Source organism: Streptomyces sp. NPDC102402, from assembly GCF_044765765.1.
Lineage (GTDB): Bacteria > Actinomycetota > Actinomycetes > Streptomycetales > Streptomycetaceae > Streptomyces.
This window is the reverse complement of sequence record NZ_JBIWKR010000004.1, coordinates 353,356-365,893: the sequence shown is the minus strand read 5'-3', so window position 1 is coordinate 365,893 and position 12,538 is coordinate 353,356. Positions and strand designations below refer to the sequence as shown.

8 protein-coding genes are annotated in these 12,538 nt (G+C 70.6%); 6 read left to right on the top strand and 2 right to left on the bottom strand.

The features are described from left to right. Window positions 1-137 precede the first annotated feature (137 nt). Together ACIRJR_RS15360 and ACIRJR_RS15355 are read right to left on the bottom strand one after the other, a co-directional pair. Window positions 138-2,489: an AbfB domain-containing protein gene (locus ACIRJR_RS15360; RefSeq protein ID WP_403779605.1), complete on the bottom strand. Its 2,352-nt coding sequence runs from the start codon at window positions 2,487-2,489 to the stop codon at window positions 138-140. 89 nt (window positions 2,490-2,578) lie between these two features. After that, on the bottom strand, window positions 2,579-5,023 hold the full coding sequence (locus tag ACIRJR_RS15355) for an RICIN domain-containing protein (RefSeq protein ID WP_403779602.1): 2,445 nt from the start codon (window positions 5,021-5,023) through the stop codon (window positions 2,579-2,581). A gap of 470 nt (window positions 5,024-5,493) precedes the next feature. Between ACIRJR_RS15355 and ACIRJR_RS15350 the strand changes: the two genes are divergently transcribed. The 6 genes from ACIRJR_RS15350 to ACIRJR_RS15325 all read left to right on the top strand — a co-directional run bounded on the left by ACIRJR_RS15350 (window position 5,494) and on the right by ACIRJR_RS15325 (window position 12,491). After that, window positions 5,494-6,579 (top strand): ABC transporter substrate-binding protein, encoded by a 1,086-nt coding sequence (locus ACIRJR_RS15350; RefSeq protein ID WP_403779599.1) that lies wholly within the window; start codon window positions 5,494-5,496, stop codon window positions 6,577-6,579. Between the two features lie 101 nt (window positions 6,580-6,680). Beyond that, complete coding sequence (locus ACIRJR_RS15345) at window positions 6,681-8,288, top strand: sugar ABC transporter ATP-binding protein (RefSeq protein WP_403779596.1); 1,608 nt, start codon at window positions 6,681-6,683, stop codon at window positions 8,286-8,288. Further along, window positions 8,285-9,283 carry an ABC transporter permease gene (locus ACIRJR_RS15340; protein WP_403779593.1) on the top strand — a complete coding sequence of 333 codons (999 nt, stop codon included), beginning with the start codon at window positions 8,285-8,287 and terminating at the stop codon, window positions 9,281-9,283. The genes ACIRJR_RS15345 and ACIRJR_RS15340 overlap by 4 nt, the downstream gene beginning before the upstream one ends. Then, the gene (locus ACIRJR_RS15335) at window positions 9,280-10,323 is read left to right on the top strand and encodes an ABC transporter permease (protein ID WP_403779590.1); all 1,044 of its coding nucleotides are present in this window, start codon (window positions 9,280-9,282) and stop codon (window positions 10,321-10,323) included. Before ACIRJR_RS15340 ends, ACIRJR_RS15335 begins: the two co-directional genes overlap by 4 nt. A gap of 66 nt (window positions 10,324-10,389) precedes the next feature. Next, on the top strand, window positions 10,390-11,427 hold the full coding sequence (locus ACIRJR_RS15330) for a LacI family DNA-binding transcriptional regulator (protein ID WP_403779587.1): 1,038 nt from the start codon (window positions 10,390-10,392) through the stop codon (window positions 11,425-11,427). Then, window positions 11,427-12,491: an aldose epimerase family protein gene (locus tag ACIRJR_RS15325; RefSeq protein WP_403779584.1), complete on the top strand. Its 1,065-nt coding sequence runs from the start codon at window positions 11,427-11,429 to the stop codon at window positions 12,489-12,491. The genes ACIRJR_RS15330 and ACIRJR_RS15325 overlap by 1 nt, the downstream gene beginning before the upstream one ends. Window positions 12,492-12,538 lie beyond the last annotated feature (47 nt).

The window sequence follows — 12,538 nt, the reverse complement described above, 5'->3', positions numbered from 1 at the left end:
GGGTTTTGGTGGTTTCGCGGGGCCCCCCGTCGCCCCCCCCCCCCCCCCCCGCGTGGGGGGGGGGGGGGCGGGGGGGGGGGGGGCGGGCCCCCCCCCCGGCCCCCGCCGGTGCGCGTACTGCCTGTGGAGGTGTCAGGTCACGGCGCCCAGGGAGCGTCCACCGACCAGGTCGTGTCCTCGGCGAAGGTCGCCGCGTTGTCCCAGGCGTGGCCCCCGCCGGGCGTGGCCAGCCACACCTCGGAGTCGATGTGCCGGAGGTAGCTGCCGGGCAGGTTCGCGCTGGAGAACCTCACCCCGCCGCTGCCCGCGACCGCGCACCAGGTGGCGTCGGCCTTGAAGAGGGCCGAGCCGTCGTTCGCGTCGCGGCGGACCCGGAAGTCCCGGTGCCGGAGGTACTCACCGGGGTAGTTGCGGGACTCCAGCGAATAGCAGTTGCTGTTCGCCAGACCGGTGACGACCTTCCACGTGGCGTCGCTCTTCAGCAGCGCGCTGCTGCCGCTGTCGACGACCGCGGTGTGGGCGAGCGCCTCGGAGTGGCGCAGGTACTTGTTCGTGTGACCGGGGGTGGTGACCCGGAGCGACTTGTACTGGCCGGTGGGCAGGGTGACCGGCGGAGCAGGGGTCTTCGAGGCCTGGATGAGGGCCTGGTTGGCGGCCTTCACCCGCGCGGTGTCGACCTTGACCACCTGACGGTCGTAGGTGAGCAGCCCGTTGGCCTCGTTCTCGACGTCGGTGATCTCCGTGTAGACGGAGGCCGAGAGCCCGGCCGGGAGCTGACCGACACGGATGCTGTCGAGCAGTCCCACGAAGCGGTTGTTCAGGGCGGAGACGCTCGCCTGGTCCTCGTAGCTGAAGCCGCCGCCCGGATACCACTCGTGGCCCGGCACCTTCCATCCCAGCCCACCGAACTCACCGAGGACGGCGGCCCTGGTGGCGGTCGGTGAGGTGTTGCCCGGGCCGACGTAGATGTGGTTGTCGACCACGTCACCGTTGCCGCCGTCCACGGAGCCGCAGCAGTTCACCCCGCTCATGTTGTTGACCAGCCGTGACGGGTCGTAGGCCTTGACCTCGTTCGCGATCCTGGCCTGGTCGTACTGGCCCCAGCCCTCGTTCTGGTTCACCCACATGACCAGCGAAGGCGAGCTGCGGTGCTGGTCGATCACCGCGTCGTACTCGGCCTCCCACTGGGTCCGTGCCGCGCTGTCCGGGGTCTTGCCGGTGTCCATCGCCGGCATGTCCTGCCAGACGAGGAGGCCCAGCTTGTCCGCCCAGTAGAACCAGCGCTGCGGCTCCACCTTGATGTGCTTGCGGACCATGTTGAAGCCGAGGTCCTTGTGCGCCTGGAGATCCGACTTGAGGGCGGCGTCGGTGGGTGCCGTGTAGATCCCGTCGGGCCAGTAGCCCTGGTCGAGCGTGCCCGTCTGGAAGACGAACTTCCCGTTGAGGACGGGGCGCAGGATGTTGTCCACCTTCGCGATCGCGATCGACCGCATGCCCGCGTAGCTGCCGACCGTGTCCACCACGCTCGTCCCGTCGAGCAGGTCGGCGCGTACGTCGTAGAGGTACGGGTCGTCCGGGCTCCACAGCCGGGGGTTCGGCACCGGTACGGAGATGTCGGCGCCGGGCGCCCCCGTCGCCGTACCCACCACCGTGCCGCCGCTGGAGACGGTGACCCGGGCGGTCCGGCCGCCGCCGGCCGCCGCCTGCACCTTCACCCGCAGGGTGCTGTTGCCGAGGTTCGGCGTCATGTCCAGACGCGTGACGTGCGAGGCCGCGACGGGCTCCAGCCAGACCGTCTGCCAGATGCCGGAGGCCGCCGTGTAGAAGATCCCGCCGCCCGGGTGGGGGTTCACGTCGTTGATCCGCTGCTTGCCGACGGCCTGGCCACCGGTCTGCGTCGGGTCGTACACGGAGACCACGACCGTGTTCGTGCCACCGTTGAGCTGGGGCGTGATGTCGTACGAGAACGAGTCGAAGCCGCCCTTGTGCGCCCCGACCTGGGTGCCGTTGACCCAGACGGTGCTCTGCCAGTCGGAGGCACCGAAGTTGAGCACGGTCCGGCGGCCGCTCCAGTTCGACGGCACGGTGAAGGTGCGCTTGTACCAGAGCTTGTCGTTCTCGGTGATCTTCCGCTTGATCCCGGAGAGCGAGGACTCCGCTACGAACGGGACCCGGATCTGCTCGGAGAACGACGCGGGCTGCCCCGCGTCGCGGCCGGTCACCGCGAAGTCCCAGATGCCGTTGAGATTGGCCCAGTCGGGGCGGGTGAGCTGGGGGCGCGGGTACTCGGGAAGCGGGTTGTCGACGGACACCTGGTTCGTCCAGGGCGTCGTCATCGGGGCCGGCTTCGGAGTCCAGGCGGCGGGTGCGGCGGCCGCCGGGGCGGTGGCGGCCCCGACGAGCGCGGTGGCGAGAAGTGCCATCAGGCCGGTGCCGGCCGTTAACCGTCTCCACCAGGTGCGGGGACGTGGTGCGGGTGCGGGCTTCATCCGAGGAGCTCCTTGAGGGAGGGAAGGACTCCCCGCGCCGGAGTGGCGCGGGCAGTGGCTCAGAAGTGGTCCGGAGGGCGGGCCGGCCCTCAGCGCAGCTGCCAGAGGTGGTCCGCGGTGCCGTTGTCGTCGTACTGGACGACATGGGCGCTGTCGGCGCCGGACATGCCGTCCACGCCGAGCACCTTGCCCGAGTTGCGGTTGCGGACGCGGTACCAGCCACCGCCGTCCGGCACGAGCTGCCAGAGGTGGTCCGCCGTGTCGTTGTCGTCGTACTGGACGACGTGGGCGCTGTTCGCGGTGGACATCAGGTCGACGCCGAGCACCTTGCCGGAGTGCTGGTTGCGGATGCGGTACCAGCCGTCCCCGTTGGCGACCAGCCGCCAGAGGTGGTCGGCCGTCCCGGTGTCGCCGAACTGCACGACGTGGGCGCTGTTCGCCGTGGACATGCCGTCCACGCCGAGCACCTTGCCGGAGTTCCGGTTGGCGATCCGGTACCAGCGGTCCGCGAGCCAGGGCGCCGCGTCCGGGCTCGCCGTAGGGAAGGAGGTGATCCGCAGCCGCGCCGCGCCCATCGGGACGAGCGTGACCTCCTCGACCGGCTCGGTGCTGCGCGCGGGGCTCGCCTGGAGAGGCGCCACCACGTGCTCGCCGTCGGCGCTCCACTCGGGGATGCGGCGGGCGCGCGCGGTCATGACGAGCGGGGTGTTCTCCAGGGTGAAGGGGTTGTCACCGGGCGCGCGTCCGGTGGAGCGGTGGTGGAGCGAGTCCGCGGGGCGTGCGCTGTCCAGGACGAGGCCGTAGTTCCACGGGGTGGTGGCGTGGACGGCGTACTCCGGGAACCGCGTGGTGCCGCCGATGCGCTCGTACGTCTCCCCGATGCGCAGGGAGTACGTCAGCGGTCCGTGGTCGACGCTGACCGAGCCGTGGTTGTCCGTCCAGGTGCGCACGGTCGTCCGCTGCGGCAGGCGCAGGATGACCTTGTCGCCGTCGGACCAGGTCCGCTCGATGCGGGTGAACGCGGGGCCGGCGGGGGCGGTCACCCGCTGCCCGTTCACCCGTACGTCGGGCTCGGCGCACCAGGCGGGGACGCGCAGCACCAGCGGGAAGCGCAGCTGCTTCGGGGCCCTGAGGGAGAGGGTGACCGTGTCCGTGAAGGGGTAGCCGGTCTCCTCCGTGAAGGTGACCTCCGTGCCGTCCGCGACCTTGGCGGTGACCTCGCAGGGCGCGTACATCGCCGCGGCGAGACCGTTGTCCGGGGTGGCCAGCCAGAGTTCCTCGACGAAGTAGGGCCAGCCCATGCCGTAGTTGTGCGGGCAGCAGCGGTACTGGTCGACGCCGGGCAGATACGCCTGCATGGCGAAGCCGTTCTGGAACTGCCGGTCCTTCTTGGGGGCGTTGTCCAGGTCGACGCTGTTCGCACTCGTGACGTAGTGGATCGCCTTCCCCGACGGGTCCAGCGAGGCGGGCAGGGAGTTGAACGCCAGCTCCTCGCAGCGGTCCGCCCACAGGGGGTCGCCCGTGATCCGGGTGAGCAGCTGGTGGCTCGCCATGAACTCGACGATCCCGCAGGTCTCGAAGCCCTGCCGGGGGTCCCCGTGTCCCGGCCGGGCGTTCTCGTCGCCGGCGAAGCCGCCGCCGGGGAACTGCCCGTACCGGTCCATGGCCTTGGCGTACGTCCCGTACGTGTCCCGGGTGTCCTGCTGCGAGCCGCTGCGCAGTGCGTACTGGGCGGGCTCGCGGAAGCCCTGGGCGATGTTGACGTTGTGCGGGTTGACCAGGTTGTCGCCCCAGTCGGCCCCGTAGCGGTGGATCTTGTCGGCGAGGTCGAGCAGGAAGGTGTCGCCGGTGCGGTTGAACAGCCAGTACACGCTGTCCAGGCCGTCACCCCAGCGCAGCGCGATCCAGCTGGTGTCGAAGGCGCCGGGGCCCTGGGCGTTCATGTACCGGAAGAACCTGCTGAGGAACGGGATGATCCGGCTGTCGCCGTTGTACTCCTGCCAGGAGCGCAGCGCCTGGACCAGGGGGAGGAAGGGCCAGAAGTCCGGGCCGCCGTTGAGCGAGGTCCGCAGGGCCTTCGGGCCGAAGAAGCCGTCCGGCTGCTGGGTCGTGAGGATCGCGTCGATCCACCTCCGGGCGCCGGCCAGCGCCGTCGCGTCACCGGTGACGATCGCCAGGTCCGTGTATCCGCGCAGCCAGTAGGGGACTTCCTCCCAGCCGCCCTTGTCGGGCCGGACCCAGCCGGACTCACCGAAGTCGAGGAAGTGGGAGAACTCCTCGTACCGGCCGCAGAGGCCGTCCAGCTGCATGTGGAGCTGGCCGGCCAGCCAGCCCTTGGCGGCGACCCGGCCGGGCGGCAGTTTCAGGAACGCCGTCGGGTGCAGCGGCGCGGCGTTGGGGGAGTAGTGGCCGCCGGGCGCTGCTGCCATCACGCCCCCGGCCGCCGTAGCGGTGGTGGACCAGCGGCCGCCCGCGGTGACCGCGGCGGCGGTGGCCAGGGCGCCGGTCACGAGTTGTCTGCGGTTCAGGGGCATCGTGTGGGGACTCCGCTTCTGCTCTGCCGGACAGGGGTGGGGTGACCGGCCCGGACGGGACCGGCGCATGGCGAAGGAGGTCGTCGCGCCCGGAGCTGACGGGGCGACAACTGCTCTGCAACGTTGGAAAATTGATGTCGGCGGTATGACAGCACGCGGTCAAGCCGGTGTCCAGGGGGCGTGCAGTACCTGGTGCCGTCCCGCCCCGCCGGGCGGCACGCCTCGGGCCGACACATTTTGGAAACGCATCGACAACTCTCTTGCCGCCCGTGGCGCCGCGCCTATATAACGTTGTAAACCGAGCCGCCGAGAGGCCGCACAAGCCCTCACAGCCACACGTTTCCGCAGATGGAAGCGGGGTTCGTGAGGGATACGTCGTCATCTGCCGCCGAGCGGCCGATGCACCGTCCCGCCATGCCCGACCGCACGCAGAACGGCGTGCCGTCACCTCGCCAAGGAGCGTCCCGCGCATGATGACCCAGCGTCGATCCCGTACCCTCGCCGCGGCCTGCCTGCTCGCCGCCACCGCCACGCTGGCCGTTTCCGGCTGCTCGAAGTCGGAGACCTCGGACAACGCGGGCGGTGACAGCAGCCAGGGCGCACAGGCGGCCAAGTCTCCCGAGGCCGCATCCGGCCCGGGCTGCTCCCTGCAGACCTACGGCGCGCCCAAGATCGACCTCAAGGACGCGGTGGTCGGCTTCTCCCAGTCCGAGAAGGAGGCCAACCCGTTCCGCATCGCGGAGACGCAGTCCATCAAGGACGAGGCCGCCAAGATCGGCGTCAAGAAGCTGCTCACCACCAACGCGCAGTCACAGCTGTCCAAGCAGATCAGCGACATCCAGGACATGCTGTCCCAGGGCGCCCAGTTCCTCATCATCGCGCCGCTGAACTCCGACGGCCTCGAGCCGGCGCTCAAGGCGGCAGCGGCGAAGAAGGTGCCCGTCCTCACCGTCGACCGCAAGGTCAACTCCACCGCCTGCAAGGACTACGTGGCCTTCCTGGGCTCCGACTTCGTCGAGCAGGGCAAGCGGGCCGCCGACGCGATGATCAAGGCGACCGGCGGCAAGGGCAAGGTCGCGATCCTCCTCGGCGCCTCCGGCAACAACGTGACGACCGACCGGACCAAGGGCTTCGTCGACCAGATCAAGGCCGAGGCGCCCGGCATCGAGATCGTCGCCCAGCAGACCGGCGAGTTCGCCCGTGACAAGGGTCAGCAGGTCATGGAGCAGCTCATCCAGTCCAAGCCCGACATCACGGCTGTCTACGCGGAGAACGACGAGATGGGCCTCGGCGCCGTCACCGCGCTGAAGGCCGCCGGCAAGAAGCCCGGCAAGGACGTCAAGATCGTCTCGGTCGACGGCACCCGCAACGCCGTGCAGGCCCTGGTCAACGGCGAGTACAACGCCGTGATCGAGTCCAACCCTCGCTTCGGGCCACTGGCTTTCGCCACCGCCCAGAAGTTCTACGGCGGCGAGGAGATCCCCGAGAACGTCATCATCACCGACCGCGCCTACGACGAGACCAACGCCAAGGAATCGCTCGGCGGGGCGTACTGATCCGCGCCCGAACCCAACGGCCCCGGCCGCCGCGGCGCTCGTGCAGCGCCACGGCGGCCCCCGGGCCCTCATCCTTGGACAGCGGAAGGCCAAGAACACCCATGGCACCACCCGAAGCAGTACCTCAGGCACCGGAGGCGGCCGTGCCGGCGGCCTCCGCCGTGCTCGAAGCCCGCTCGGTGAGCAAACGGTTCCCCGGCGTCGTCGCCCTCGACGACGTCAGCTTCTCCCTGCGAGCGGGGGAGACCCACGCCCTGGTCGGCGAGAACGGAGCCGGCAAGTCCACCCTCATCAAAGTGCTGACCGGCGTGTACCGGCCGGACGGGGGCGACCTGCGGATGACGGGCGAATCCGTGCGGTTCGCCCGGCCGTTCGAGGCCCAGCAGGCCGGGATCTCCACGATCTACCAGGAGGTCAACCTCGTCCCGCTGATGAGCGTGGCGCGGAACATCTTCCTGGGCCGCGAGCCCCGCAACCGCTTCGGCCTCATCGACTTCGGCCGTATGCACCGGGAGACCGGCGAACTGCTCGACGGCTTCGGTGTACGCGTGGACCCCCGCCGCCCCCTGCACACCCTCGGTGTCGGCACCCAGCAGATGGTCGCCCTCGCGCGCGCGGTCTCCGTCAACGCCCAGGTCGTCATCATGGACGAGCCCACCTCCTCGCTCGAACCCCGCGAGGTGGAGACCCTCTTCCGCGTCATCGAGCGTCTGCGCGGCCAGGGCATCGCCGTCCTCTACGTCAGCCACCGCATGGACGAGCTCTACCGGATCTGCGACCGTGTCACCGTCCTGCGCGACGGCCGCCACATCCACACCGGCGACCTCGCCGATCTCGACCGGATGCAGCTCGTGTCCATGATGCTCGGCCGCGACCTCTCCGAGGTGCGCCGCTCCGGCGTCACGAACTTCGCCGCGGAGGGGCACGAGGCGGCCCGTACGCCCGTCCTCACCGCGACCGGCCTGTCCAGCCGCCTCCAGCTCCACGACATATCCGTCTCCCTGTACGCGGGAGAGGTGCTCGGCCTCGGCGGTCTCCTCGGCTCCGGCCGGAGCGAGACGGCGAAGGCCCTGTCCGGTGCGCTGCCCCTGGACGCGGGCGACATCGCCGTCGACGGCACCCCTCTGAAGCGCCTCACCCCCGCCGCCGCCATCCGCGCCGGCATCAGCCTGCTGCCCGAGGACCGCAAGGCCGAAGGCATCGTGCCCGGCCTCTCCGTCCGCGAGAACATCGTGCTCGCCGCCATGCCCCGCCTCTCCCGGGCCGGTGTCGTCTCGCGCGCCAGGCAGGACCGCATCGTCGACATCTTCATGAAGCGCCTGCGGATCAAGGCGTCGAGCCCCGAGCAGAAGGTCGGAGAACTCTCCGGCGGCAACCAGCAGAAGGTCCTGCTCGCCCGCTGGCTCTGCCTGGAGCCCAAGGTCCTCCTGCTCGACGAACCCACCCGGGGCATCGACGTCGGAGCCAAGGCCGAGGTGCAGAGCCTCATCGACGACCTCGCCCGCGAGGGCCTGGCCGTCCTGCTCATCTCCTCCGACATCGAGGAGCTCATCGAAGGCGCCGACCGGATCGTCGTCCTGCGCGGCGGAGCCGTCGCGGGTGAACTCTCCGGCGACGACGTGGCCGAGGACCGGCTGCTCGAAGTGCTCGCCGACCACGCACCGGAGCCGGCGGACAGGGCCCTGGCCGCCCAGGAGGACCCCCGATGACCGAGACCGCCGTGGCCCCGCCCACGAAGAGCGACCAGCCCCAGAAGTCCGTGAGCCCCCTGGCCCGGCTGCGCGATCCCGCCTGGTACCAGCGGTACGGCGTCTACGTCGCCGTGGCGGTGGTGCTGCTCTTCAACGCCCTGTTCACCGAGCACTTCATGACCGCCGACAACTTCCGCACCCAGCTCGTCCAGGTCGCCCCCATCGTCATCGTCGCCCTGGGCATGGCCCTGGTCATCGGGACCGAGGGCGTCGACCTGTCCGTCGGCTCGACCATGGCGCTCGCCGCCGCGTTCCTCCCGCTGTACCTCGGCTACGGACTCGTACCCGCGCTCGTCGTCTCGCTCCTGGCCGGCGCCGTCGTCGGAGCCGTCAACGGGGCCCTCGTCTCACTCGTCGGGCTCCAGCCCATCGTGGCCACGCTCGCCCTCTTCGTGGGGGGCCGGGGACTCGCCCTCGTCATGGCCGACGGCCAGCTCAAGCAGATCGTCAACCCCGACCTGCTGTCGCTGGGCACCGGCTCCTTCCTCGGTGTCCCGCTGGTCGTGTGGATCGCCGGAGTCCTCGCCGTCGCCGTCGCCTTCCTGGTGCAGCGCACCACCTTCGGCCGCCAGATCGTGGCAGTGGGCGGCAACCGCTCCGCCGCCGCGCTCGCCGGGCTGCCCGTCAAACGGGTCCTCATCGGCGTCTACGTGCTCTGCGGAGTGCTCGCCGCGCTCGCCGGCGTCCTCGCCACGGCCCGGCTCACCGCGAGTGACCCGTCCTCGCTCGGCACCCTCATGGAACTCTCCGCCATCACGGCGGTCGTGGTCGGCGGCACCCCCCTCAACGGAGGATCCGTCCGGGTGCTCGGCACCGTCGCCGGCGCCCTGCTCATGCAGCTCCTGCGCGCCACGCTCGTCAAGCACGACCTGCCCGACTCCACCGCACAGATCGCCCAGGCGGCCATCATCATCGCCGCCGTCTACGTCGCCCGGGAGCGTCGGTCCCGATGAACGAAACCAAGCCCGTCACCGCCGCCCCGGCCCCGGTGCCGACGAAAGCGCCCGCGGCCCGCCCGGCCGCCGGCCCCGAGCAGACCGGCCGGCAGCGCGCCGCCGAACTCCTCCAACGCCAGGGCGTCCTCGCGGTCCTGCTGACCGTCGTGATCGCCGCCTCGTTCATCTACCCCACCTTCGCGTCCCTGGACAACGCCCGCGGTGTCACCATCCAGGCGTCCTTCCTCGCCGTGGTCGCGCTCGGCATGACGATGGTCATCATCACCGGCGGCATCGACCTGTCCGTCGGATCGGTCTTCGCCCTCGGAGGAGTCCTCGCCGCCTGGGCCTCGCAGTACGGATTCCTCGCGGCGCTGTTGCTCCCCCTCGTGGTGTGCGGCGGGATCGGCCTGCTCAACGGGCTCCTCATCGCCCGGGGGAACATGGCCCCCTTCATCGTCACCCTCGCCACCCTGCTGGGCGCCCGCGGTCTGCTGCTCGCGCTCACCGACGAGGGCGCCACCACCTACCTCGTGCCCAAGGACTCCGCCTTCGGCGAGCTCGGACAGGGCAGTGTCTGGGGCTTCGGATACCCCATCCTCATCGCCCTGGTGCTCTTCGGTGCCGGCGGACTCGTCCTGCAGCGCACCTCGTTCGGGCAGACGCTCTTCGCGGTGGGCGGCAGCAGCGACGCGGCGACCCTGATGGGCCTCCCCGTCGCCCGGACGAAGATCCTCGTCTACACGCTCAGCGGCCTCCTCGCCGGTCTCGCCGGTGCCCTGAACGCCGCCCGGCTGTCCTCCGGCGTCACCATCGTCGGCGTGGGGATGGAACTCGACGCGATCTCCGCCGTCGTCATCGGCGGCACCCTGCTCATCGGAGGCGCCGGATCCATCAGCGGCACCCTCTGGGGCGTCCTGCTGCTCGCCGTCATCCAGAACCTGATCAACCAGATCGGCTCGCTCAACTCCTCGTACCAGTCGGTGGTGAGCGGCGGCTTCCTTATCGTTGTCGTGGTGGCCCAGCGCTATCTCGCGCGCAGTCGCAGAAGCACCTGACGACGAGCCGGCCGCACCGGGCCGGACCTCTGAACCGAGCCGAGCCGAGCCGAACCAAGGAGTGCCGTGGGCGTCAGCCTCAAGGACGTTGCACAACGGGCAGGCGTGTCCATCAAGACCGTGTCGAACGTGGTGAACAACTACCAGCACGTCACACCGGCCATGCGCGCCAAGGTGCAGAAGGCGATCGACGAGCTCGGCTACCGGCCGAACCTCACCGCACGCCACCTGCGCAAGGGCCGCACGGGCATCATCGCCCTCGCCGTCCCCGAATTCGGCAACCCGTACTTCGCCGAGCTGGCCGGAGCGGTCATCGACGCGGCAGCCCGTCACGACTACACCGTCCTGGTCGACCACACCGCCGGCCTCAGGGAGAAGGAGCTCCTGGTCAGCCAGGGCTTCCGGTCCCATGTGATCGATGGCCTCATCCTCAGCCCGATCCACCTGGAGACCGAGGACCTCATGGCGCGCACCGAGACGGCGCCCCTGGTCCTGCTGGGCGAGCGCGAGTACGAGGCGCCCTACGACCACATCGCCATCGACAACGTGGCGGCTGCCCGTGCGGCCGTACGCCACCTCGTGGGCCAGGGCAACCGGCGCATCGCCTTCCTCGGATCGCGCACGGGTCAGGAACGCCAGCCCGCCCATCTGCGGCTCCGCGGCTGGCGCGAGGAGCTCGCGGCCTCCGGCATCACCCCCGACGAATCCCTCGTCGTGGTCACCGACGGCTACGGCCGCGAGGACGGGGCCGCCGGCATGGCACGGCTCCTGGACCGCGAGGACCGGCCCGACGCCGTGTTCGCGTACAACGACCTCATCGCCATCGGGGCGATGCGGACCATCACCGAACGCGGCCTGCGGATCCCGGACGACGTCGCCGTCGTCGGCTTCGACGACATCGAGGAGAGCCGCTACACGACCACCACGCTCACCACCATCGCCCCCGACAAGGAGGCCATCGCACGTCTCGCCGTCGACAGCCTCGTCGAACAGCTCTCCGGCGCACCCGTCGCGGAACCGCGCAGGCCACGCCCCGGCTACCGCCTCGTCATCCGCGAATCCACCACCCCCGGGCCCGACTCCGGCCACACCGAGGACCTCTGATGCCGCGCCCCACCGTGCACCGCGCCCCCTTCGGCTCCACCCACGGGACCCCGACCGACCTGTGGGCCCTCGACAGCGGCACGGGCGTCCGTGCCGAGATCCTGACCTACGGCGCGTCGCTGCACAGCCTCACCGTGCCCGACACCGCCGGTGCCACCGGCTCCGTCGTACGGTCCCTCACGACCCTCGACGACTACACCGCGAAGCACCCCTACTTCGGAGCCGTCGTCGGCCGCTACGCCAACCGCATCGCGCACGGCCGCTTCGTGCTGGACGGGACCGAGCACCACATCCCCGCCAACGACCGCGGCCACGCCCTGCACGGAGGCCCGGACGGCTTCCACACCAAGGTGTGGAAGGCCGAAGCGGACCGGACCGACGACAGCGTGTCCGTGCGGCTCACCCTGCACAGCCCGGACGGCGACATGGGCTTCCCCGGGGGCCTGGACGCCGCGGTCACCTACACCCTCGACACCGCGGGAACCCTGGCCGTCGAGTACACCTCCGTCACCGACCGCCCCACAGTCGTCAACCTCACCAACCACGCCTACTTCGAGCTGGCAGGCCTCGGCGACATCCGCGGCCACAGCCTGGAGGTCGACGCCGACGCCTATCTGCCGGTCGACGACGACGGCATCCCCCTCGGGGCCCCGGCGGAGGTCCGGGGAACCCCGTTCGATCTCACCGGACCCCGCGTCCTGGCGGAGTGCCTGGGGCAGGACGACGAGCAACTGCGCGCGGCCGGAGGCTTCGACCACTGCTGGGTGCTGCGCGACTCCGGTGGCGGCCTGCGCCGGGCCGCACGGCTCACCGCCCCGGGCGCGGCCCGGGTCCTGGAGGTGTGGACGACGGAGCCCGGCATCCAGGTGTACACGGCCAACCAGCTCGACGGCTCCTTCACCGACGCCACCGGCCGCCGCCACGAACGGCACGGCGCGGTCTGCCTGGAGACACAGCACCTGCCCGACTCACCCAACCGGCCGGACCTGCCCAGCCCCGTGCTGCGCCCCGGCGAGACCGCGCACAGCCGAACCGAACTCCGTTTCCCGCACCTCCGTGATTAGGAGCTGTCCGGCCGATCGTGTGACCGTCAGTTGATCTGCTCGTTGTT

Coding starts and splice junctions, on each gene's coding strand:
- ACIRJR_RS15335 (WP_403779590.1), top strand. CDS start 9,280: ATGAACGAAACCAAGCCCGTCACCGCCGCCCCGGCCCCGGTGCCGACG.
- ACIRJR_RS15350 (WP_403779599.1), top strand. CDS start 5,494: ATGATGACCCAGCGTCGATCCCGTACCCTCGCCGCGGCCTGCCTGCTC.
- ACIRJR_RS15345 (WP_403779596.1), top strand. CDS start 6,681: ATGGCACCACCCGAAGCAGTACCTCAGGCACCGGAGGCGGCCGTGCCG.
- ACIRJR_RS15360 (WP_403779605.1), bottom strand. CDS start 2,489: ATGAAGCCCGCACCCGCACCACGTCCCCGCACCTGGTGGAGACGGTTA.
- ACIRJR_RS15355 (WP_403779602.1), bottom strand. CDS start 5,023: ATGCCCCTGAACCGCAGACAACTCGTGACCGGCGCCCTGGCCACCGCC.
- ACIRJR_RS15340 (WP_403779593.1), top strand. CDS start 8,285: ATGACCGAGACCGCCGTGGCCCCGCCCACGAAGAGCGACCAGCCCCAG.
- ACIRJR_RS15325 (WP_403779584.1), top strand. CDS start 11,427: ATGCCGCGCCCCACCGTGCACCGCGCCCCCTTCGGCTCCACCCACGGG.